The sequence below is a fragment of the Roseibium sp. MMSF_3412 genome, assembly GCF_030733265.1.
In the GTDB taxonomy this organism is placed as follows: domain Bacteria; phylum Pseudomonadota; class Alphaproteobacteria; order Rhizobiales; family Stappiaceae; genus Roseibium.
Window position 1 is genome coordinate 1 of sequence record NZ_JASHJI010000027.1, and the last position, 22348, is coordinate 22348.

The 22348-nt window shown below is 60.0% G+C and carries 20 protein-coding genes; 12 read left to right on the top strand and 8 right to left on the bottom strand.

Going from position 1 to position 22348, the window contains the following annotated elements:
* Positions 1-559: 559 nt before the first annotated feature.
* Together RBB49_RS28080 and RBB49_RS28085 are read right to left on the bottom strand one after the other, a co-directional pair.
* On the bottom strand, positions 560-1621 hold the full coding sequence (locus tag RBB49_RS28080; RefSeq protein ID WP_306146287.1) for an ABC transporter ATP-binding protein: 1062 nt from the start codon (positions 1619-1621) through the stop codon (positions 560-562).
* Positions 1622-1646: 25 nt separating this feature from the next.
* Positions 1647-2426: an IclR family transcriptional regulator gene (locus tag RBB49_RS28085; protein ID WP_306146288.1), complete on the bottom strand. Its 780-nt coding sequence runs from the start codon at positions 2424-2426 to the stop codon at positions 1647-1649.
* A 118-nt stretch (positions 2427-2544) separates the two neighbouring features.
* Between RBB49_RS28085 and RBB49_RS28090 the strand changes: the two genes are divergently transcribed.
* From RBB49_RS28090 to RBB49_RS28130, 9 genes are all read left to right on the top strand, one after another.
* Positions 2545-3804, top strand: a complete 1260-nt coding sequence (locus tag RBB49_RS28090) for an ABC transporter substrate-binding protein (protein WP_306146289.1) — start codon at positions 2545-2547, stop codon at positions 3802-3804.
* An 84-nt stretch (positions 3805-3888) separates the two neighbouring features.
* A complete protein-coding gene (locus RBB49_RS28095) occupies positions 3889-4806 on the top strand; it encodes a carbohydrate ABC transporter permease (RefSeq protein WP_306146290.1) in 918 nt (305 codons plus the stop codon).
* Between the two features lies 1 nt (position 4807).
* The gene (locus tag RBB49_RS28100; RefSeq protein ID WP_306146291.1) at positions 4808-5656 is read left to right on the top strand and encodes a carbohydrate ABC transporter permease; all 849 of its coding nucleotides are present in this window, start codon (positions 4808-4810) and stop codon (positions 5654-5656) included.
* Between the two features lie 53 nt (positions 5657-5709).
* Positions 5710-7788: an alpha-galactosidase gene (locus RBB49_RS28105; protein WP_306146292.1), complete on the top strand. Its 2079-nt coding sequence runs from the start codon at positions 5710-5712 to the stop codon at positions 7786-7788.
* 64 nt (positions 7789-7852) lie between these two features.
* Positions 7853-8617: an SDR family NAD(P)-dependent oxidoreductase gene (locus RBB49_RS28110; RefSeq protein WP_306146293.1), complete on the top strand. Its 765-nt coding sequence runs from the start codon at positions 7853-7855 to the stop codon at positions 8615-8617.
* Positions 8614-9534 (top strand): 2-dehydro-3-deoxygalactonokinase, encoded by a 921-nt coding sequence (locus RBB49_RS28115; protein ID WP_306146294.1) that lies wholly within the window; start codon positions 8614-8616, stop codon positions 9532-9534. Before RBB49_RS28110 ends, RBB49_RS28115 begins: the two co-directional genes overlap by 4 nt.
* Positions 9531-10145, top strand: coding sequence for a 2-dehydro-3-deoxy-6-phosphogalactonate aldolase (locus tag RBB49_RS28120; protein WP_306146295.1), 615 nt, complete (start codon positions 9531-9533; stop codon positions 10143-10145). The genes RBB49_RS28115 and RBB49_RS28120 overlap by 4 nt, the downstream gene beginning before the upstream one ends.
* 5 nt (positions 10146-10150) lie before the next feature.
* Positions 10151-10990, top strand: a complete 840-nt coding sequence (locus RBB49_RS28125; protein WP_306146296.1) for an SMP-30/gluconolactonase/LRE family protein — start codon at positions 10151-10153, stop codon at positions 10988-10990.
* Positions 10991-11127: 137 nt separating this feature from the next.
* Positions 11128-13029, top strand: a complete 1902-nt coding sequence (locus RBB49_RS28130) for a beta-galactosidase (protein ID WP_306146297.1) — start codon at positions 11128-11130, stop codon at positions 13027-13029.
* A 310-nt stretch (positions 13030-13339) separates the two neighbouring features.
* Here the strand turns inward: RBB49_RS28130 and RBB49_RS28135 are convergent, their stop codons facing one another.
* The 4 genes from RBB49_RS28135 to RBB49_RS28150 all read right to left on the bottom strand — a co-directional run bounded on the left by RBB49_RS28135 (position 13340) and on the right by RBB49_RS28150 (position 17463).
* Positions 13340-14011: a DsbA family oxidoreductase gene (locus RBB49_RS28135; RefSeq protein ID WP_306146298.1), complete on the bottom strand. Its 672-nt coding sequence runs from the start codon at positions 14009-14011 to the stop codon at positions 13340-13342.
* The gene (locus RBB49_RS28140) at positions 14004-15947 is read right to left on the bottom strand and encodes a monovalent cation:proton antiporter-2 (CPA2) family protein (RefSeq protein ID WP_306146299.1); all 1944 of its coding nucleotides are present in this window, start codon (positions 15945-15947) and stop codon (positions 14004-14006) included. The genes RBB49_RS28135 and RBB49_RS28140 overlap by 8 nt, the downstream gene beginning before the upstream one ends.
* Positions 15947-16564: an NAD(P)H-dependent oxidoreductase gene (locus tag RBB49_RS28145; protein WP_306146300.1), complete on the bottom strand. Its 618-nt coding sequence runs from the start codon at positions 16562-16564 to the stop codon at positions 15947-15949. Before RBB49_RS28145 ends, RBB49_RS28140 begins: the two co-directional genes overlap by 1 nt.
* A gap of 179 nt (positions 16565-16743) precedes the next feature.
* Positions 16744-17463: a glutathione S-transferase family protein gene (locus RBB49_RS28150; RefSeq protein ID WP_306146301.1), complete on the bottom strand. Its 720-nt coding sequence runs from the start codon at positions 17461-17463 to the stop codon at positions 16744-16746.
* A gap of 194 nt (positions 17464-17657) precedes the next feature.
* On the opposite strand from RBB49_RS28150, the gene RBB49_RS28155 reads away from it, so the two are divergent.
* Complete coding sequence (locus RBB49_RS28155; protein ID WP_306146302.1) at positions 17658-18029, top strand: helix-turn-helix domain-containing protein; 372 nt, start codon at positions 17658-17660, stop codon at positions 18027-18029.
* On the opposite strand, the gene RBB49_RS28160 is transcribed toward RBB49_RS28155, so the two are convergent.
* Both RBB49_RS28160 and iolG read right to left on the bottom strand, forming a co-directional pair.
* Entirely contained in the window at positions 18011-19141 is a 1131-nt protein-coding gene (locus RBB49_RS28160; RefSeq protein WP_306146303.1) for a Gfo/Idh/MocA family protein, read from the bottom strand. The genes RBB49_RS28155 and RBB49_RS28160 overlap by 19 nt on opposite strands.
* A 95-nt stretch (positions 19142-19236) precedes the next feature.
* Positions 19237-20235 carry an inositol 2-dehydrogenase gene (gene iolG / locus RBB49_RS28165; RefSeq protein ID WP_306146304.1) on the bottom strand — a complete coding sequence of 333 codons (999 nt, stop codon included), beginning with the start codon at positions 20233-20235 and terminating at the stop codon, positions 19237-19239.
* Between the two features lie 116 nt (positions 20236-20351).
* Here iolG and RBB49_RS28170 point away from each other — a divergent pair, with 116 nt between their 5' ends.
* A complete protein-coding gene (locus RBB49_RS28170; protein ID WP_306146305.1) occupies positions 20352-21194 on the top strand; it encodes a MurR/RpiR family transcriptional regulator in 843 nt (280 codons plus the stop codon).
* Positions 21195-21319: 125 nt separating this feature from the next.
* Complete coding sequence (locus RBB49_RS28175; RefSeq protein WP_306146306.1) at positions 21320-22144, top strand: sugar phosphate isomerase/epimerase; 825 nt, start codon at positions 21320-21322, stop codon at positions 22142-22144.
* Positions 22145-22348: the final 204 nt, after the last annotated feature.

The following is a 22348-nucleotide window of genomic DNA, read 5'->3' on the forward strand; positions in this document are numbered from 1 at the left end:
GGGGCGGCACGCGTTGGAACAATTCCGTCTGCAGTATGATGACGGCCCTGCAACTGCGCCGTCCCGGACCTGATCCGGGACCTGACTTCAGCAGAGAGGTTCGCTCCACCTCATCCTGAGGCGCACGCACGCGTGCGTCTCGAAGGACCGGCGGCACGTATTCTGCCATGTGGCCCATCCTTCGGGACAGCGCTGACGCGCTTCCTCAGGATGAGGGTTCTTTCTCAGGTATTGCTATCCCAAATAGGCGCATGTGAGATCAGAAGCGCTCCTTGAGTCGGTGGCGCTGGGGTGGGCTACACGCCCCAACCGTCATTCCAGACAAGTGAGGTGGAACCGAACGCTGATCTGGAACCCAGATTTCTGCTCGCGCCAGAGGCGCGTCATCTCAGGAAAGGTGTTTTCGGGTCTACTCCGCTCACACTGACATCCGGGTTCCGGATCAGCGCGCAGCTTGCGCTCCACTTGTCCGGAAAGACAGATCTTTCCACCCGGCCGCCTCCCCGGTCAAACGTGACCTGAGTGGCAAGCTCGGACACGGCAGTAGATCTGCGCGAACTTACCGCAGCCGCTGCTCCGTCTCCACATCGAAGAAGAACGCGGAAGACGGGTCGAAAGAGACCTCGACGTGCCCCTCCGCGACGGGCGCTTCCTCCCCCTTGGTTTCCACGATGATGCGCTCGCCTGTCGGACAGATCAGGTAGGAATAGGCGACACCGCCGAGCTGTTCGCAGAGGTCGACCGTGGCCCCTTCCGTGCTTGCGGCAATCTTCAGATGCTGCGGACGGACACCGACGAGAACTTTCTTGCCCTTTTCGGGGAGAGCAACCGTTGTCGGCACGCTGGCACCACCGAAGGCGGGCACCGACACGGCGCCCTCTTCTGCAACGCCCTCCACGAAGTTCATGCTCGGAGACCCGATGAACCCTGCAACGAACTTGTTGTCGGGATCTGAATAAAGTTTCATCGGCGAACCGACCTGTTCGATCCTGCCAGCGCGCAGCACGACGATCTTGTCGGCCAGCGTCATCGCCTCGACCTGGTCATGGGTCACGTAGATCATGGTCGCGCCGATATCCTTGTGCAGCCGCGCGATCTCGACGCGCATGTCGACACGCAGTTCGGCGTCAAGGTTGGAGAGCGGCTCGTCGAACAGGAACACTTCCGGCCCGCGCACGATCGCCCGGCCGATGGCCACGCGCTGACGCTGGCCGCCCGACAGCGCCTTCGGCTTGCGTTTCAGGTAGGGGTCGAGCTTCAGGATCCGGCTTGCCTCGCCGACCTTCTCGGCAATCTCCGCCTTGGGATGGCCGTTCATCTTCAGGCCGAACCCCATGTTTTCCTCGACGGACATGTGCGGGTAGAGCGCATAGGTCTGAAACACCATCGCCACGCCGCGCTCGGACGGGTCGAGTTTGGTCACGTCACGGCCGCCGATCTGGATGGTGCCGTCGCTGGTCTCTTCCAGACCCGCGATCATGCGCAGCAAGGTGGACTTGCCGCAGCCGGACGGGCCAACGAACACGCAGAATTCACCGTGTTCGATCTGAAGATCCACACCGTGGATGACTTGCAGGTCGGCATATTTCTTGACTGCTTTGGTCAGCGTGACGCCAGACATTTGCTTTCTTCTCCCTGGGAATTTCTTATGCGGGGAACTGCCAGTCTTCAACGGCTGCAGCAATTTCGGAAGCGGTTTTCAGAAGCACGGGCTGTACCTTTGAAAGCTCTTCCAGACCCTTTCGTGTGGTGGACGTGGTAACGGACAGCGCCCCGATCGGACGGCCCTTGGACGAGAGCACCGGCGCAGCGATGCAGACAATGCCGGGTTCGTGCTCCTCCCGGTCGAACGCGACACCCTGCCGCCGGATCTCTTCAAGGTCGGCTTTCAGTTCGGCCTCGCTGCTCAGCGTTGCCGGCGTGTAGCGGTAGAAGGATTGTTTCTTGATGGCCTCATCAAGCTCGGCCGGCTCGAGAAACGCCAGAAGCGCCTTGCCGACGCCGGTGCAGTAACCCGGGCCGATCTTTCCGGCCTGCGAGTACATGTCGATGGGATTGATTGCGTTTCTCTTGTCGACATAGAGCACCTGGCCGCCATCGAGCTGTGCGAGGTGGACGGTCTCCCCGACCTCCTCCGACAGCTTGCGCACAAACGGGCGCGCGATCGGCGCAATCGAGCTTTGCCGCCACGCGGCATGGGCCAGTCGGACGAGGCGGATGCCGAGCGAATAGGTCTGCTGCCCCTCGTCATAGGCAAGCATGCCCTGGCTCACCAGGGTCTGCAGCAAGCGGTACAGCGTCGCTTTGGGATGAACGCTGCCGGACAACAGTTCGGTGAAGCGGACCGGACGTCCGACGGCAGCGACCCTGTCGAGCACATCGAGCGCTTTGCCGACAGTTCCGTCGCCAGTGGCCTGCTTGTTCATGTTTTCCTCCATAGGCCCGTTTCTTTTCGCCGGACCTGTTGACAACTTAACCTGATCGCATCAAAGTATCAATATACAAAACCAAGTTTCACATAATGGAACCTAAAGGGAGGACACCATGCGTTCCATGTTGAAGACGTCCGCGGCTGCTTTTGCCATTCTGGCAGGCACGATGGGCGCTGTTTCTGCTGACGGCCTGACAGGCGATCTGAAAATCTTCCTCGACACATCCAACCCGGCGCCGCGGGCGACGATGGAACAGATGATCGAGCAGTTCCAGGCAAAGAACCCCGACCTCAACATCGAGACAACCGTTATCGATCGTGAGGCCTACAAGACCCAGATCCGTAACTTCCTGACGGCGAACGCGCCGGATGTCGCGACCTGGTACGCGGCCAACCGCATGCGTCCCTATGTCGAGGCAGGCCTCTTCGAGGATGTGTCCGATCTCTGGGCAGAGCCTGCGATCGCCGACAATCTGGCATCGACCAAAGGCGCCATGACCATCGACGGCAAGCAGTGGGGCGTTCCCTATACCTACTACCAGTGGGGCGTTTACTACCGCAAAGACATCTTCGACGAACTCGGCTTGAGCGAGCCGACAACGTGGGAAGAAGAAAAGGCCAACTGCCAGAAGATCATCGATGCCGGCAAGAAATGCTACACGATCGGCACCAAGTTCCTCTGGACCGCAGGCGGCTGGTTCGACTACCTGAACATGCGCACCAACGGTTTCGATTTCCACATGGATCTTTTGACCGGCAAGGCCTCCTGGCAGTCCGACGAAGTCCGCAAGACCTTCGCCAACTGGCGTGAACTCATCGACATGGGCGCATTCATCGACAACCACCAGACCTACAGCTGGCAGGAAGCCCTGCCGTTCATGGTCCAGGGCGATGCCGCAGCCTACCTGATGGGCAACTTCGCGGTCGCTCCGCTGCGCGACGCCGGCCTCACCGACGACCAGCTCGATTTCTACCAGTTCGTCGAAATCACGCCGGGCATCGAAAAGGCGGAAGACGCTCCGACCGACACCTTCCACATTCCGGCAAACGCCCAGAACAAGGAAGCAGCGCGCGAGTTCCTGCGCTTTGTCGTGTCGCCCGACGTTCAGACCGAAATCAACAACGGCAAGAACCTCGGCCAGTTGCCGGTCAACGCCCAGTCTTCGGTTGACGACGACAAGTTCCTCGTCGAGGGCTTCGAGATGCTCTCCACCAATTCGCCCGGTGGTGTTGCCCAGTTCTTCGACCGTGATGCACCGGCTGAAATGGCGAAGGTCGCCATGGAAGGCCTGCAGGAATTCATGGTCAAGCCGGACAACCTGGACAAGATCCTGGCCCGTCTGGATCGCGCCCGCGAGCGCATCTACAAGTAAGTTCCGCGTGACGGAGCCGGACAGGGTGCGCTTGCACCCTGTCCCCATTAATGGTCCCGGTAGCCACATCCTGAAGAGGCAAACATGGCCCAAGAGTCCGTTGCCCAAGACCACCAGAGCTCGTGGTGGCACAGAAACCAGCAGCAGCTGACACCATGGCTGTTCCTGGCTCCAGGAATCCTGTTCTTCCTGTTTTACGTGATCTTCCCGATCTTCCAGTCCTTCAACCTGTCGCTCTACGAATGGGACGGGCTCGGCAAGGCGGAATATGTCGGCCTCTACAACTACGAAGAACTCTATTGGGATGAGGCGTTCTATACGTCTCTGAAAAACAACGTAATCTGGCTGCTGCTTTATCTTCTTGCGATCCCGGCCGGCCTCTTCATTGCCCTGTTCCTCAACCAGACGGTCACCGGAATTCGGCTCTATAAATCCCTGTTCTTTTTCCCGTTCGTCATCTCACAGGTTGTCGTCGGTCTCGTGTTCACGTGGTTCTACGATCCGACCTTCGGCATTCTCAACGTGTTGCTCGGCGCGGTCGGCCTGCCGCCGATGAACGTTCTCGGTGACGAGAACTGGGTGACGGTCGGCATCATCGTTGCGGGTCTCTGGCCGCAGACGGCCTATTGCATGATCCTCTATCTGACGGGTCTCAATGCGGTCGATCCGGAGCAGATCGAAGCCGGACGCCTTGACGGTGCCAAGGGTTGGAAAATGCTCTGGTACATCATCGTTCCGCAGCTGCGCCCCGCCACCTTCATTGCCTTCGTCGTCACGATTATCGGAGCGCTGCGCTCGTTCGACCTGATCTCGGTCATGACCAATGGCGGCCCCTTCGGCGCCAGCCGCGTTCTCAGCTTCTACATGTTCGAAGTCGCCCTTTCCGAATACGGGTTCCGCATGGGCTATGGCGCTGCCATCGCCGTCGTCCTGTTCCTGATCATGCTGGCCTTCATCGCCTACTTCCTGTGGTCGATGTACAAAGAAGAAAAGGCGCGCTGAGATGTTTCCGACACCGATCGAACGCACACCGCGCTCCTGGCAGGTCACCTATCAGGCATTCCTGCCGCTGGCGCTGATCCTATGGCTGCTGCCGCTCATTGCCGTTGCCATCTTCTCCGTCAAGCCGGACTCCGATTTTGCCAATGCGAACTATTGGGGCTGGCCCTCCGAGTTCAAGGGTTTCACCAACTACTGGCTGGTGTTCACCGCGTCGGACATGCCGCAATATCTCCTGAACTCCTTCAAGATCACGATCCCGACGGTGATCGGTGCCGTTGCGCTTTCCTGCATGACCGGCTTCGCGCTCGGCATCTACAAGTTCAAGGCGAATATCTGGATCTTCTTCATGTTCGTCGCCGGCAATTTCGTGCCGTTCCAGATCCTCATGGTGCCGGTTCGCGACCTGACGCTGCAACTGGGTCTCTACAACACCATCACCGGCCTCGTCCTGTTTCATGTCGCGTTTCAGACCGGTTTCTGCACCCTGTTCATGCGCAATTTCATCCGCGCCCTCCCCTTCGAGCTCATCGAGGCGGCGCGTGTTGAAGGCATTTCGGAATGGCGGATTTTCTGGTTCGTGGTCCTGCCGCTGATGAAGCCTGCGATCGCGGCCCTTGCCGTGCTCATGTTCACCTTCATCTGGAACGACTACTTCTGGGCGATCGTGCTGACACAGGGCGTTGAGAGCCAGCCGGTCACGGCGGGGATCACCTCCTTCAACGCACAATACCGTGCCGCTTATCACCTGATGAGCGCGGGCTCCATCGTCGCGGCTCTGCCGCCGGTCGCAATGTTCTTTCTGATGCAACGGCACTTCATCGCCGGTCTGACACTCGGGGCTGTGAAATGATCGGCCTTCGCAAGGCCGGTCTGGACACAAGAGAGAGTGCGGGAGTCTTGGGAATGCAGGCGAAGACCTGGCATCTAGGCGATTCTCATCAGAGCCTGGTTCTGGCCAGCTTTGCCGATACCTTGCCCGAGGTGGTTTACTGGGGCCCTCCGCTTCCCGATACCGAGGACTTGAAGCAGCTTGCCGCCGCCTCGGCCACCGATGTCACCGGCGGCATGGTGGACAGGAACGCCCCGATCAGCCTCTGCCCGGAAGCCTCGCAGACCTTCCCCGGGCAGATTGGCCTGACGGGACGCGATCCGGAAGGCCGGACACTTGCACCGCAATTCCGTTTCGAAAGCGAAGCCTCAACTTCGCATGGCCTGACCCTGACCTATGCCGACAGCCAACACGATCTCAACCTCATTTTCGAGCTTTCTCTGACACCGGGGACCTCGCTCTTCCGGATGCAGACGCGCCTTGAAACTGCGCGGGAGATCACGGTCGACTGGCTCGCCGCACCGGTTCTCCCAATACCGGCTCACACCGGTGAAATGATCGAGTTTTCGGGCCGCTGGTGCGCGGAGTTTCAGACACGAAGACTGCCCTTTGCTCCGGGTGCACGGATGCGCGACAACCGGACGGGCCGGTCGGACCATGCCCATTTCCCCGCGCTGATCGCCTGCTCCTCAGCCACCAGCAACACCGGCGGCGAAGCCTACGCGTTTCACTATGGCTGGTCGGGCGGACACCGGATGGTTGCCGAGGAACTTGCCGACGGCAGGCGCCAGGTGCAGTTCGGACACGCGTCGGCGAGCATGAAAAAGGGTCGCTCCTTCAGCACCGCGCCCCTCTTTGCCACTTATTCCGCTTCAGGTTTCAACGGCGCGGCGATCCGCTTCCAGAGACACCTGCGCGAGAACATCGTGGTCGGCGCAAGAGAGCCCCGTCCCGTGCACTACAACTGCTGGGAAGCGGTTTACTTCGATCACGATCTTGAAGAACTCAAGGCAATCGCAACCAGGGCGGCGGGCCTGGGGGCCGAGCGTTTTGTACTTGATGACGGCTGGTTCGGACTGAGGGACGACGACACGTCTTCCCTTGGCGACTGGGTGATCGACAAACGGAAATACCCGGACGGACTGACACCGCTCATCGCTCATGTCAAAGCGCTCGGCCTCGAATTCGGGATCTGGTTCGAGCCTGAAATGATCAACGAGGACAGCGAGCTGTTCAGGGCTCGTCCGGACTGGGTTCTTGGCTCGCCGGACCAGGTCAGGGGACGTCAGCAGCTCGTTCTTGACTTGGCGCGCGAAGACGTGCGCGCCTATCTCTACGACTGCATCGCGCCGGTCCTGGCCCAGAACGACATCGGCTACATCAAATGGGATCACAACAGGGTGCTTCCGGTGGTCGACGCGGCCCAGACCGAAGGCGTTTACGCCCTCATCGACAGGCTGCGCGCCGATTTTCCCCATGTCGAAATCGAAAGCTGCGCATCCGGTGGCGGCCGGATCGATTTCGGCATTCTGGAACGGACGCAAAGGGTCTGGCTTTCGGACAGCAACGACGCCCTGGAACGCCAGCGCATTCAGCACGAGGCCGCGCTGTTCCTGCCGGCGTCGGTTACCGGCTCACATGTCGGACCGCGCGTCAGTCACACATCCGGGCGCACGCTCAACATGTCGCTGCGCGCCTGGACCGCGGCCCAACGGTACCTGGGCTTCGAGATGGACCCGCGCGAACTCTCCGACGAGGAAATCGCGACCCTGAAGGAAGTCACCGGCTGGTGGAAGGCGAACCGGAACTGGATGATGCGTGCCGACATTCTGCGGCTCGATGTGTCCGACCCGGCCATGATCGCGGAACAGCAACTGGCCGAGGATGGTGAGAGATTTGTGGTGTTCGCAGCGCTTCTGCGGACGTCGGACCCGATCCTGCAGCAGCCGGTGCGCCTGACAGGCCTTGATGCCGGCGCAAGCTACAGGATCAATCTGGTCAATCGCGAGGACGCGCCCGGTCTGTCCCGCGGCGCACCTCTCCTGAAAGAAAACACCCTGGTGGCAAGCGGACAATACCTGATGTCACACGGCCTCATTCTGCCCTGGCGCTTCCCGGAATCGATCTGGGTCATCGAGGGCCAGAGGCAATAATACGGAAAGACGCCGCCGGACACCGGGCTCGGGTCTGCCGCGGCACGAAAAGAGGAAGCGTCTGATGCACGCAAACTATCCGGACCTCAAGGGAAGGTCGGTCTTTATCACCGGTGGCGGCTCGGGAATCGGCGCGGCCCTCACGAGCGGTTTCCTGGCGCAGGGCGCACGGGTTGCCTTCGTCCAGCGCTCGGACGCGAGCGAATTCTGCGACGAGATGGAGCGCCTGCACTCCAACCGTCCTGTCTATCTGCCGTGCGACATTTCCAACATCGCCGAACTGAAAGGGGCCATGGACAAGGCGGCCGAGGCGCATGGTCCGATCACGGTCCTCGTCAACAACGCGGCCAATGACAAGCGCCACGCCACCGAGGAAGTCGACGAGGAGTTCTGGGACTGGTCCCAATCGATCAACCTCAAGGCCTATTTTTTCGCCTGTCAGCATGTCATCGCGGGCATGCGCGCGGCGGGTGGCGGATCTATCGTCAACTTCACGTCGATTTCTTACATGATGGGAAATGCAGGCTACGCCGCCTATACCACCGCCAATTCCGGTATCAACGGCATGACACGCAGCCTGGCGAGGGAATTCGGCCCGGACAATATCCGCGTCAATGCGATTGCTCCCGGCTGGGTACTGACGCAAAGACAGAAAGATCTCTGGGTAACACCGGAGGCACTCGCCGCTCATATCGACCGGCAGTGCCTCAAGTTTGAATTGTCACCCGAAGATATGGTTGACCCGGTCCTGTTCCTTGCGGCAAAGACCAGCCATGGAATGACCGGTCAGTCGCTTGTGGTTGACGGCGGAGTAGTGGTGACGGGATGAGCCTCAAGGCAAAAGCGGACTGGATCGCGGTGGATTGGGGCACAACCAATCTGCGCGTCTGGGCGCTTGATTCTCGCGATGAAATTCTGGCCCACCGCAGTTCCGGCAAAGGCATGAGCAGTCTTGCGCGCGCCGAGTTCGAACCGGCATTGCTGACACTTGTCGAAGACCTTGTTGCCCCAGGCACCAGGACCCCGGTGATCATTTGCGGCATGGCGGGGTCGCGCCAGGGCTGGGCGGAAGCGCCCTACAAGTCCACACCCTGCTCGCCTCCCGAACTCAGGGACGCAACTATTGTCGAGACGGCAGATCGCCGTCTGGACGTTCGCATACTTCCCGGCATCAAGCAGACCGAGCCTGCCGATGTCATGAGAGGGGAAGAAACCCAGATCGCCGGGTTCCTGGTGGCAAATCCCGGTCATTCGGGCACCCTTTGTCTGCCGGGCACGCACACCAAATGGGTTTCCTTGAAAGACGGCGTTGTCGAACATTTCAGGACCTGCATGAGCGGGGAACTGTTTGCGCTCATGACCCGGCATTCAGTCCTGCGCCACAGTGTCGGCTCCCAGGACATGGACGAAACCGCATTCGCAAATGCCGTTCAGGAGGTTAACGGACAACCGCATGTGTTTGCGGCGAGCCTGTTCGGCATTCGTGCATCGGGTCTTGTCGCCGACATGCCGGCCGACACCGCAAGAGGTCGCCTTTCCGGTCTACTGATCGGCGCCGAAATCGCCGCTGTGCGGGATGATTTCGATCTGGCGTCCGTCTCCCTGCTCGGTAGTGATCACATCGCCAGGGCCTACCAGGCCGCGCTCGGCGAACTCGGGCACACCGCCTCGCTGCTGGACGCCGAATCGACGACGCTGAACGGTCTTGCACTGGCACACTCAACTTATTCGAAAGTTTCCTCATGAGCCGAAACCTGATCGCCATATTGAGGGGTCTGACCCCGCAGGAGGCTTTGCCCGTTACCGAGTGCCTCATTGAAGCAGGCATCACCCGGATCGAAGTCCCGCTCAACTCACCCGAGCCGCTGAAAAGCATCGAGGCCATGGCGAAGACATTCGCAGGCCGCGCTGAAATCGGCGCAGGCACGGTTCTTTCTCCGGATGAGGTGCTTCAGGTCAAGGCCGCTGGCGGCACTCTGGTCGTATCGCCTGACTGCAACCCGGATGTGATCCTCGCCACGAAGGCGGAAGACATGTCGTCCTTTCCCGGCGTCATGACACCGAGCGAGTGCTTCACCGCATTGCGCAATGGTGCCGACGGACTGAAATTTTTCCCGGCGTCCCTGATCGGACCCGACGGACTGAAAGCCATGCTGGCCGTGCTTCCGAAAGGAACCGCGACCTATGCGGTCGGCGGCGCCGGTCCGGACAATTTCGCTGCCTGGCTTGGAGCCGGTGCGACCGGTTTCGGGATCGGGACCGCACTCTTCAAACCGGGCCTGACCGTTCCTGAGATCAGGGACCGTGCCACGCAGATCGTCAAGGGCTATGACGATGCACAGTCGGCGATTGGATAACTGACATGAGTAACGTCTTCGATGAGCGCCGCTGCGTTCTGGGTGAAGGGCCGCTCTGGCACCCTGAACGCCAGCAGCTGTTCTGGTTCGACATCCTGAGCAAGAAGATGATGACCCGCGAAAACGGCAGCGCCGGAAGCTGGGAGTTCGACGAGTACGTTTCTGCCGCGGGCTGGGTCAGCAAATCGGAAATGGTCATTGCAAGCGCGAGCCAGATCTTCCTGTTCAATCTCGACACCGGGGCTAAGACAAAGCTTTGCGATCTCGAAGCTGACGACCCGGTGACGCGATCGAATGACGGACGCGCCGACCCGAAGGGTGGTTTCTGGATCGGCACGATGGGGATCAATGCCGAGCAGGGCAAGGGATCGATCTATCGCTTCTACAAGGGAGAACTGCGGCGGCTCTACAGCGGCATCACGATCTCCAACGCAATCTGTTTTTCCCCGGACGGGCAAACGGCGTGTTTCGCCGATACCGCGACCCAGAGCATTCAGCAAGTGACCCTTGATGCGGAGGGCTGGCCAAACGGCACGCCAACACTTTTTGCGGACTTCTCGAACGAGGATCTCAATCCCGACGGGGCCGTGATCGATACCGAAGGTTACTTGTGGAACGCACAATGGGGTGCAAACCGGGTAGCCAGATATGCGCCCAACGGCGACTTTGTCGACGAAATCTCCTTCACCGCGCGCCAGGTGTCCTGTCCGGCTTTCGGAGGCGCAGACCTCGGAACCCTCTTCGCCACAACGGCAGCCGAGGGACTGGATGGCAACTTCGAAGGCAAGACTTATTTCGCGCAGACATCCGCAGTTGGTCAGCCGGAAAACCGCGTCATTCTTTGAATACATTTGGCTGTCAACGAAACGGGTAGGCTGGATCACGCGCCGCGCTGTTCCGACCTGTCGCAAAGCGGCATGACCCGAAATGCGGTCCGGGTGCATTTGCCCGGCCCGGCACGACAAGCAAGACGAGAGCAAACATGAAGCGCACGCTTGGGACCTGCTACTATCCGGAACACTGGCCGGAAGAAATGTGGGAAGCCGATGCCCGGCGCATGGTGGACGCGGGCCTGACCTGGGTTCGAATCGGCGAATTCGCCTGGTCGAAGCTGGAACCCTCCCCCGGTGAACTGAGCTTCGACTGGCTCGACCGCGCAATCGGTGTGCTGGGAACGGCCGGCTTGAAGGTTGTGCTCGGCACGCCCACGGCAACACCTCCAATATGGCTGCTGAAAAAGCATCCGGACATGGTCGCCCTGGATGCTGATGGCAAGGCGCGCGGTTTCGGTTCAAGACGGCACTATTGTTTCTCGCACGAAGGCTATCGTGCGGAATGTGACCGGATCGTCCGCCTGTTTGCCGAACGCTACGGCGCGAACAGCCATGTCGGCGCCTGGCAGACCGACAATGAATATGGCTGCCACGACACCACACTTTCCTATTCGCCTGCCGCGCTCGCTGCCTTCCGGGCCTGGCTTGCGAACAGATACGGCACCATCGAAGCGCTCAACCGCGCCTGGGGCAATGTGTTCTGGTCGATGGAATATGGCTCCTTCGATGACATCGGCCTGCCGAACCTGACCGTCACCGAGCCCAATCCTTCGCACATGCTGGCCTTCCGGCGGTTTTCCTCCGACCAGGTGGCAAGTTTCAACAGGCAGCAGGTGGACATCATCCGGCAGCATTCGAGCGCCCCTGTCAGCCACAATTTCATGGGCCGGATCACCGAGTTCGATCATTTCAAGGTGGGCGATGATCTGGATATCGCGACCTGGGACAGTTATCCGCTCGGGTTTCTGGAAGACCGGGTCGGTGCCGATGATGCGCATCAGCGTAGCTTTGCGCGCCAGGGAGACCCGGATTTTCAGGCCTTTCACCACGATCTCTACCGGTCCGTCGGCAAGGGGCGCTGGTGGGTCATGGAGCAGCAGCCTGGCCCCGTCAACTGGGCTCCCTACAATCCTGCGCCCCTGCCCGGCATGATGCGTCTGTGGGCCTGGGAAGCCTATGCCCACGGAGCGGAAGCGGTCTGCTATTTCCGCTGGCGCCAGGCACCCTTCGCGCAGGAACAGATGCATGCCGGCATGCTGCGCCCCGACAACGCCGACGCACCGGCTCTCATTGAAGCCCGCCAGGTGGCCGATGAACTCCGGGGGACCAGCGATGTTTCGGTCAAACAGGCCCCGGTTGCCCTCATCTTCGACTATGACGCCGACTTTGCCTGGGCCACCCAGCCGCATGGCGCCGGGCTGAACTATTTTCAGGTTGTGTTCGACGCCTATAGAGCGCTGCGCAAACTGGGCCTTTCCGTCGATATCCTGCGGGCGCAGACACGTGATTTTTCAGGCTACGGCATCGTCGCAGCACCCGGCATGATCTATATGCCGCACGATCTGAAACGCGCACTCGCCGAGGCAGACGCGGAGATCGTGCTTGGACCCCGTTCTGCTGCACGCAATGCCGACATGGTCATCCCGGTGCCGCTACCGCCGGACATGCCGGATCTCGACGTGACCGTTGCGCGCGTTGAAAGCACGCGCCCCGACATGCCGATGCCGCTCAGGGGCGGTGGACATTTCATCGGATACCGTGAAGAGCTGGAAGGCTCCGCTGACGTGATTTTCGAACTGGAAGACGGCCATCCCGCCGTCATGTGCTCCGACAACCTGACCTATGTCGGCGGATGGTGCGATGATGCTGCATGGGCGCGCCTCTTCAAGGAACTGTGCCGAAAGGCCCGGATTGAAACAATGGACCTTTCCGGTGGTGTACGCTGCCGCGATGCCGGCGATCTCAGGATCTGGACGAACTACGGCGCTGAAGCGGCGGATACCCCGGCCGGGCGGATCGCGGCTGCCGGGGTTCTGTTTGAAGAACTTTGATGCGGTCAACTCCAACGCCGCCTGAGCTGTAAGTCGGGATACTGATTTTTCCAAGAGATTGTCATCCCGGTTTGCCGCACGAGCGGCAAGACCGGGATCCAGTATTCCGAGTAGCCGGCAATCGGAAAAAACACATCGATAAGTGTTTACTAGGTTCCGGCCTTCCGCTTCGCTCCAGCCGGAATGACAACATCACGCGAGAGAGCAAGTCCGCTGTCGCCTCTTTGGGTGTCATTTGCGCAAATCAGTGAAAGCCTGGAACCCATTCGTTTTGCAGTTAACGAGGCTCGCCTGAAACTCTGTGCCGTCCTCAGGCCGCCTCGCCTTGGGTGAGCTGCCGGATGATCGCAGCGTAGTTGTCGACACCTTGCGCGCCTGACACGAGGTGACGGCGTTCGAAGATCACAGCCGGGACGCCATGAATGCCGTTCTGCGTCCAGAAGCTTTCCTCCTGGCGCACCTGATCCGCATAGCGGCCATCCTCCAGCACCTTCAGCGCCTCGGCGCGGTCAAGGCCCACGGCTTCCGCCACATTGGCCAGGATGTCATCCTCGTTCAGGTTTTTGCGGTCCTGGAAGTAAGCTTCGAACAACGCCATCTTCAGCGCGTGTTCCTTGCCTTCCGAAGCCGCCCAGTGAATCAGTTGATGCGCCTTGAACGTGTTCACCATGCGCATGTCATCCGTGAACCTGAAATCGAACCCGAGGCCGGACCCGATCTCTGTCAGGCGTTCACGCGCCTCCTGGGACTGTTCCCGGCTCGTGCCGTATTTGCGCATGATGTGCTCACGCAGGTTCTCGCCTTCGTCCGGCATTTCCGGATTGAGCTCGAACGGATGCCATTTGACCGCGGCAGACACACCTGTCTGCGCAATCGCGGCTTCCAGCTGCTTGAAGCCGACGATGCACCACGGGCAGACGACATCCGACACGATGTCGATCTGCAGAACATTTTCCATGTCGAGATCGGATAGGTCAGCCACGGTTTTCTTCTCCTTCCGGCGTCAATCCCAGGGTCGCATCGCTTTTCGGAGGCGGATTCCAGCCCCGTTCCGTGCGTTCGTGGCGTTCCTCGCCCCGGTCGACCCTCATAATGTCAAACAGCGTTTCCGCATGCGCGCGCATTGCGTCGATATAGGATTTGTCGACACCACCGTCATTGTAGTTCTCGCGAAGATCATCCAGCATCGCGAAGTCGTGATTGCGGAATTCCTTGGCCTTGGTCTGCGCCCGGAACGGATGGCTTCCAAGCTCGACGAGTGCCTGCTTTCCAAGCGCCAGCGCGCCCTCGAAAACTTCGCGCTCGGCCACATGCGCACCGACATTTTCCAATTCGTAAACGTGGTGGCGGTCGCGTGCACGCGCCAGGATCTTGACCTTCGGATAGGTTTTGGCGACATGCTCGACCACAAGTGTCTGCTTGTCGCGGTCATCGATCGCGGCAATGAACAGGTCCGCTTCCCCGACCCCTGCCGTGTGCAGAAGATCGGGCCGTGTGGCATCTCCATAAAATGTCCGGATGCCGACCTTGCTGAGGTTTTCAACCGTCTGCGGATCGTGGTCCAGAATGACGACATCGTAGCCACTGGTCAGCAGAAGCCGTCCGACGATCTGGCCGAAGCGTCCCATGCCGACGATCACCACGCGGCCCTTGCTGTCGACCACGTCCGGTTCCCGGTCCGACCTGGAGGCGGCGCGTGGTGCGATCACCTTTTCATAGAGAATGAACAGCGCCGGTGTCAGCAGCATCGAGATGGCAACGACAAGCGTCATTGTCTGCAGGAGACTTTGCTCAAGCGCGCCGGAACTGCTCGCAAACCCGAACAGTACGAACGCGAACTCGCCGGCCTGGGCAAGCCCGAGCGCAAACAGCCAGCGATCCGGTCCGTCAAGGCGGAACAGCGTGCCAAGGGCAAACAGGAGCGCGAACTTGACGGCCATCAGCCCGAGCGCCAGCCCGAAAATGGTGACGGGTGCGCCAAACAGGAGGTTGAAGTCGATACCCGCGCCGACAGTCAGGAAAAACAGCCCGAGCAGCAACCCTTTGAAAGGTTCGATATCGCTTTCCAGTTCATGCCGGTAATCGCTGTCGGACAGGACAACACCGGCGAGGAACGTCCCGAGCGCCGGCGACAGGCCGACGAAATCCATCAGGAGCGCGATCCCGATCACGAGCAGGAGCGCGGTCGCGGTAAAGATTTCGCGCAGATGCGCTTCGGCGATAAACCGGAAAACCGGCCTCAGCAGATGCCGGCCCGCAACGATAATCGCAATGATCACCGCGATGATCACCAGCGCCTGCGCCCAACCCGGCAGCGCAGCGAGCGCTTCGCCGCCATGTGCCCCGCCTCCCTCATGTCCGCCATGCCCGTGACCGTCTGAATGCGCCGCGCCGCCACCGGTGGCGTGACCGACGGCGAGGAGCGGCAGGATTGCCAGCATCGGGATGACGGCAATGTCCTGTGTCAGCAGAACGGAAAACGAACTCTGTCCGCCCTGGGTCTTGAGCCAGCCCTTTTCGTTGAGGGTCTGAAGCACGATTGCGGTCGAGGACAAGGCGAGGATCATTCCAAGCGCGAGTGCTGCCTGCCAGGCGAGGCCGAAGGCAAGGGCGATCCCGGCAAGGACGGCGGTGGTTCCGACAACCTGCAATCCGCCAAGGCCAATCAGTTGCTTGCGCATCTTCCAGAGCACGGCGGGCTGAAGTTCCAGACCGACCAGGAACAGCATCATCACCACGCCGAACTCGGCGAAGTGCTGCACCTCCGTCGTCTCTGAACCGACGATCCCCAGGACCGGCCCGATGACGACACCGGCAATCAGATATCCCAGAACCGAGCCGAGACCGAGCCGGTTGGCAATCGGCACGGCGATCACGGCCGCACAAAGATAGACAAAAGCGTCGCTGAGAAGCTCCATCAGACAGGCTCCCCTTTGAGAATGAATTCATAAAGGTCTTCGGTCAGCACATCGGCCCTCGCCGCCTTCTTCAGATCGAGGCGCTCGGCAACGAGCGCCTTGAGCAAGTCGTCATAGGCGTTGCGGTGCACGTCGAGACGCCCTTCTTCCACGGCGCGCCCGGCACCGAAAAGAACGAAAGGCGCGAGATAGGTCATCCGGCAGAGATCCGCGGTCTTTTCAAACGGCGCCAGCAGGCTGCGCAGGTCGGCGTGGTTCATGCCTTCTTCCGAGTAGGCCGCCGACTTGGCACCCGTCGTCACTGCGTTCAAAAAGACCTTGTCGTCCAGCGCGTGCCCGTGCTGGCCGTATGCAAACCCGTATTCCAGAACGAGGTCCTGCCATTCCTTCATGATCGAAGGCGCGGAGTACCAGTAGAGCGGGTGCTGGAAAATGACGACGTCATGCTCGGTGAGCTGCGCCTGCTCGGCATCGACATCGATGTTGAAATCCGGATAGCGCGCATAAAGATCAACGGCCGTGACGCCCTGAACGGCCTTCGCCGTCTCGAACATGGGATAGTTGACCTCTGACCTGTCCGGTCTCGGATGTGCAAATAGTACCAGTACCTTGGCCAAGAGTTCCCCCGTCCGCCGAAATGAAACCAGGCGGCATCGCCGCCCGGTTGAAGATATTCCTGTCCTCGTCCCGGGAAAGACCGTACGGTCTGCGTCACAGGATGAGGGTCTGACATTTACCCGCGCCATCACCGGTTTTCCGGCTCAGGTTAATCGAGCCGAGCCCTCTTCGATAGAGGTTACGCGTCCTTCACGTCACTGGCAAAACGCGCCGCATTTTCCTTCACGAATTCGGTCTCGTCCGCCTGCCCCCAGAAGGCCGGTTGCGCCTTCGGTATCGTGAGCGCCCTTTGAACCGCAGGGCGCGCATCGATGCGGTCGAACCACGCCTTGAGGTGATCAAGCCCTTCCACCGACACCTTTGCCCAGACATAGGCCCGCGCCCAGGGATAGGTCGCCATATCCGCAATCGTGTAGTCATCGCCCGCAAGCCAGGCACGGCCTTCAAGCCGTGTATTCAGCACCTCAAGCAGACGGCGGGTCTCATCGACATACCGTTTGATCGAGAAAGGTTCTTCCTGCCCGTTGGGTGCCGCGATCCTCTGGAAATACATCGCCTGCCCCATCATCGGACCGATCCCGCCCATCTGGAACATGAGCCACTGAAGCGTTTCCGACTTTGCATTCGGCTCATCCGGAAGGAACCGTCCGTATTTCTCCGCGAGGTACCACAGGATCGCTCCGCTTTCGAAAACCGGGAAATCTGCGTTGCCCCGATCCACGATGGTCGGGATCCGGCCGTTCGGATTGAGCTTGAGATAGTCCGGTGCCTTCTGTTCCTTCTTCGCAAAATCGATGAAGGTCAGGTCATAGGGGACACCGGCTTCCTCCAGAAAGATGACCGGTTTGTAGCCGTTCATCGTCGCTGCGGTGTAAAGGTGGATATGAAGCTGCGACATTCGAATTCCTCCCCGGAAACGGATGGGGCTGGTGAGTGTTGATGATCAGGACATTCGCCATGGTTGGCTCAACCCCTCAGCTCTGCTGCCGCTGGTGCGGCCGCGTCTTGATTTCCGCAAAGAGATGAGGGACAAGGTAACAAAAATCAACCAGTATACTTTTTGTAACCTTAAAAGAGAATTGGAGGTCCGGGATGACAGGACGCCTCGCAACGGTCGGCAGGAGCAGAGTTGTTCTGGAGGCATGCACCGAACCGTGCCCGATCGAACGCGGTATGCGTATACTCGGCGGCAAATGGACCGGTTCCATCTTGTGGCACCTGAAAGACGGTCCGGTGCGCTTCAATGACCTGTCGCGGATGCTGGGCGCTGCCAGCAAAAAGATGATTGCCGAGCGCCTGAAGCAGCTTGAGGCGCGCCGTCTGGTGTCACGGAACGTGCTCCGGACAGCGCCCGTATCAGTGGAATATGAAATTACGGAATTCGGTGCGACGGCTCTTAAATTCCTGGACGAACTCAGGATCTGGAGCGAGACCCTGCCGCAGGATCAGATGGAACCGACCTGAACCCGGTTCCCGGTCTCGCCACTCTTCGCAATCGCATGAATGACGGCTTCGAAATGCAGGGACTCCCGGAAGGACGGCAATGCATCCCGATCTTCGATGATTGCCCGCAGGAACTCGTGCACTTCGATAACCTTGAGATCATTGAAACCAAGCTGATGCCCCGCCGCCGGCACGAACTGACCGTAAGGCGGGTGGGCCGGCCCGCTCAGCAGCGTCTTGAACCCCTGCTCGGAAAGCGGGCCCCGGTTCCGGTAAAGGCGCAGTTCGTTCATGCGCTCCTGGTCGAAGGTGATCATGCCTTCGGTTCCGTGCACTTCAAACCCGATGTAGCTTTTGCGCCCCCATGCGCTGCGAGATGTCGAGACAACACCATGCACACCGTTTTCGAAGGTGAGCAATGCGGAGGCAATATCCTCGTTTTCAACCTCCCGGCGCTCGCTTGACCCGTCTCCGAGCGGCCGCGTGGCGTGGACGGTCCTGGTTTCGGCGATCAGGCTTTCAACCGGTCCGACCAGTGCCGTGGCCAGCGAAATCAGGTGGCAACCGAGATCTCCAAGCGTGCCAAGACCTGCGTCTGCTTTTGTGGCCCGCCAGGTCCAGGCAAGCTCGGGGTCTGCCTGATAGTCTTCGTCGACCATCCCGCGAAAATGCACGATCCGCCCGATCGCACCGTCTGCGATAAGTTTCTGCGCGTGCCGGAAGGCGGGATTGTGCAGGTAGTTGTATCCGACGATCGTCCTGGCGCCGGTTTCCCCGGCAAGCATCAGCATGGACCTCGCATCTTCAAGGGTAAGCGCCATCGGCTTTTCCAGATGCACATGCTTGCCGGCCGCAAGAGCGGCCATGGCCATGTCCTTGTGCACCTTGTTGGGCGTGGTGATGCAGACAATGTCGACTTTCGGGTCGGCAACAAGATCCCGCCAGTCGTCTGTTCCACGCGCAAATCCGAACTGGTCGGCGAAGCCGGCCGCCTTGTCGGCCGGAACATCGCACAAAACTTCCAGACGTGTGCGGGGCACATCGCCGAAGACCGCACGCACCGAGCCATAAGCCAATGCGTGGCACTTCCCCATGAAGCCTGTGCCGATCAGTCCGATGCCGAGGCTGTCCATTTGCTGCAATCCTTTGTGCGATCCGGGAGATCTGCGAATTCACCCCGGGAACGGCCTCGGGTCCTTTTCACGGGACGGGCGGCATTCCTTGAAACTCAGATTTCGTCGACGCCGACAGACCGGCGTTCAGCCACCGACTTGAGCGCGGCCTCCGCGAGCAGCAGTGCTTTCAGGCCATCATCGCCGGACGGGTGCGGCGGTGTCTTGCTCCCGATTGCCTTGACGAAAGCCGCAATCTCGGCGGCGTAGGCGTCGGTATAACGGGTCATGAAGAAGTCATGCAGAGGCGGGCGGACAAAGCCCGCATCCGTCGCGACCTCGATCCCGACCGGCCGCTGATTTTCCGCGGCAACAGCGCCTTTCGAGCCATGCACCTCGATCCGCTGGTCGTATCCATAGGTCGCCCGGCGCGAATTGGAGATGGAACACTGCTTGCCGGATCCGGTCGTCAGCACGACCGTCGCGCTGTCATAGTCGCCGAGCTTGCCGATCTCCGGGTCCACCAGGACCGAGCCGGTCGCGTAAACAGTGGACACTTCCTCGCCGAGCAGAAACCGCGCCATGTCGAAATCATGAATGGTCATGTCCCGGAAGATACCGCCGGAGACCTGGATATAGGTGCCGGGAGGCGGGCCCGGATCGCGCGAGGTGATGTGCACCATCTCGACATCGCCGACAAGACCCTCGTCGATCGCATCGCGGACCGCCTTGAAATGCGGATCGAAGCGCCGGTTGAAGCCGATCATCAACGTTGCGCCCAGTTCTTCGACGGTCGCGAGACAGGCCTTAACCCTTTCCACGGAAAGATCGATCGGCTTTTCGCAAAACACCGCCTTGCCGACCCTGGCAAATTGCTCGATCAGATCCGCGTGCGTGTCGGTGGGCGTGCAGATCACCACCGCATCGATGTCGTCCGCCGCGGCGATCTCATCAATCGTGTTCACCCGCGCCCCGTGGGCACCGGCGAGCGCTTCGGCCGCTTCGACAAAAACATCGGCAACCGAAACCAGCACCGCCCCTTCGACGGCAGATAGTGCCTTGGCATGCGCCTTGCCGATACGCCCGGCTCCAAGCAGCCCTATTCTGACAGTCATGTTTTCCTCCCGAAGATACGGTACCTGCGCGGCCTCAATCGCCACCTTGTCATTTTAGAATAAAAATTCCAAAATCATTTTCATCGGAATGTGTCAAGTAAGAAAAGAAGATCGACATGAGTGAGCCAAGTCCCGGCCCGGGATCCGCCAGCCCAACACCGGAGTCGATGGATGCCTTTTTCCGGCGGCTGGGGAGCGCCACGGAAAAACTTCCCAAGCGGTTGAAACAATTCGCGCAGTACATAGCCGCCAACCCGGACAAGGTCGCCGTCTCGACAATTGCCGAACTGGCCGAAGGGGCCGCCGTACAGCCGTCTGCCGTCATGCGCTTCTGCCAGGAAATGGGTTTTTCCGGTTTCTCCCACATGCAGAAACTATTCCGGTCCGATTATTCCGACAAATGGCCCGACTATGCAACACGGCTGGAGCAACTGCGCGAACACGGCTCCGATACCCCGTCGGCCCTTCTGGCGGAATTCGTCGACGTTGGCCGGTCTTCCCTGGAAAACCTGATGGTTACCGTGGATCCAAAGGCGCTTCAGCAGGCCGTTGACGTATTGGCGCGGGCGGAAACAATCCACCTTGTCGGCTTTCGCCGCGCCTTTCCGGTCACATCCTATCTCGCCTACGCCTTCGAAAAGATGGAAGTGCCCGCCATTCTTCATTCCGGGCTTGCCAACATGAACATGGACCATCTGATCCGGCCCAACGACGCGGTGATTGCGGCCACCTTCGCGCCCTACACCGAACTGACGCTCGACATCGCCGCAAAAGCCCGGGAATCCGGGGCAGATATCGTCGCGATTACCGATGTTGTAACCAGTCCCCTGGCCCGCCTGAAAGCCATTCAGCTTCTGGTCGCCGAACTTGATGTCGGCGCGTTCCGCGCCTTGTCCGCCAGCCTCTGCCTTGCGATCGCCCTTGCCGTTTCGGTCGGCGCGCAACGAAATGGAAAATGACTTTTCAGAAAAATTCTATTGCAAAAGAACCAAAACGGAATATTAATTCCAAAAATAAAAAAAGAACGAGCCGGCTGAGTGAAAATGCGCGAGCCCGTCTGGGAATTCCGGGAGTGTACGTTCAGATGATCGAAATGACCGCAAAGATCGGCTGCTGCACATGGATTTTCGGCGGCGCCCCGCTTGGCGATATCGCGCAGCGCGTCAGGCGCAGCGGGCTGGATGGGGTTGAGCTGTTTGGCGATGTTGACGGTCTCGACCCTTCCAGTGCCCGAAACATTCTGAACGGCGAAGGTCTCGACATCTTCTCGATCACACCTGGAGACGCGGATATTTCCCATCCGGATGCTGCCGTCCGCAATGCCGGCATCGACTACTATGACCGGCTGATGGACTGGGCCCGCGCGTTGGGCGAGCCGCTGATTTCCTGCCATGGCCAGGTTGGCCGCATCAAGCCGGTCGCAAGCCAGCAGGAAGAAGACGAGCTTCTGGTGGCTTCGGTCGACCGGATTTGCGCGATGGCACGTGCCCGCGGTCTGAAAGTCGTGTTCGAGATCCTGAACCGGTACGAGACCCATCAGGTTCGCACGGTGTCGGAAGGGCTGGCGCTGCTGGACGCCGTCCGTGCGGACAATCTCAGGCTCCTGCCCGACGCCTATCACATGAATATCGAGGAAGATGATCCGGCCGCCGCGCTTCGGGAAGGCGCCGGACGGATTGGCCTCTACCACGCTGCCGACAGCAATCGTTGCGGCATCGGCCAGGGGCATACCGATTTCACCGCGCAGCTCAGTGCCCTGCGCGGCATCGGTTACAGCGGACCGATCATCCTGGAGACAAACGCACCCGGCCCAAATCCGTTCTCGCCGGAAAAAAGCGGCGGTTTCCGGGAGATTGTTGAAGCGCAACTGTCGGCATCCGGCACCGAACTGCGGAAGCTGGCAGCATAGAATTCGGCCGATGGCCGATAGTGAACCGCAATCCCGCGGTTGGTTTGCAAAAACACTCGGGAGGAGTGAGTAAATGAAAAACTTCGTAAAAGGTGTGGTCGTTGCCAGTGCGATGGCTCTGACAACCCCCGCATTTGCGACGGACATCATTGTTGTGTCACATGGTCAGGCGAATGATGCGTTCTGGTCAGTTGTTAAGAACGG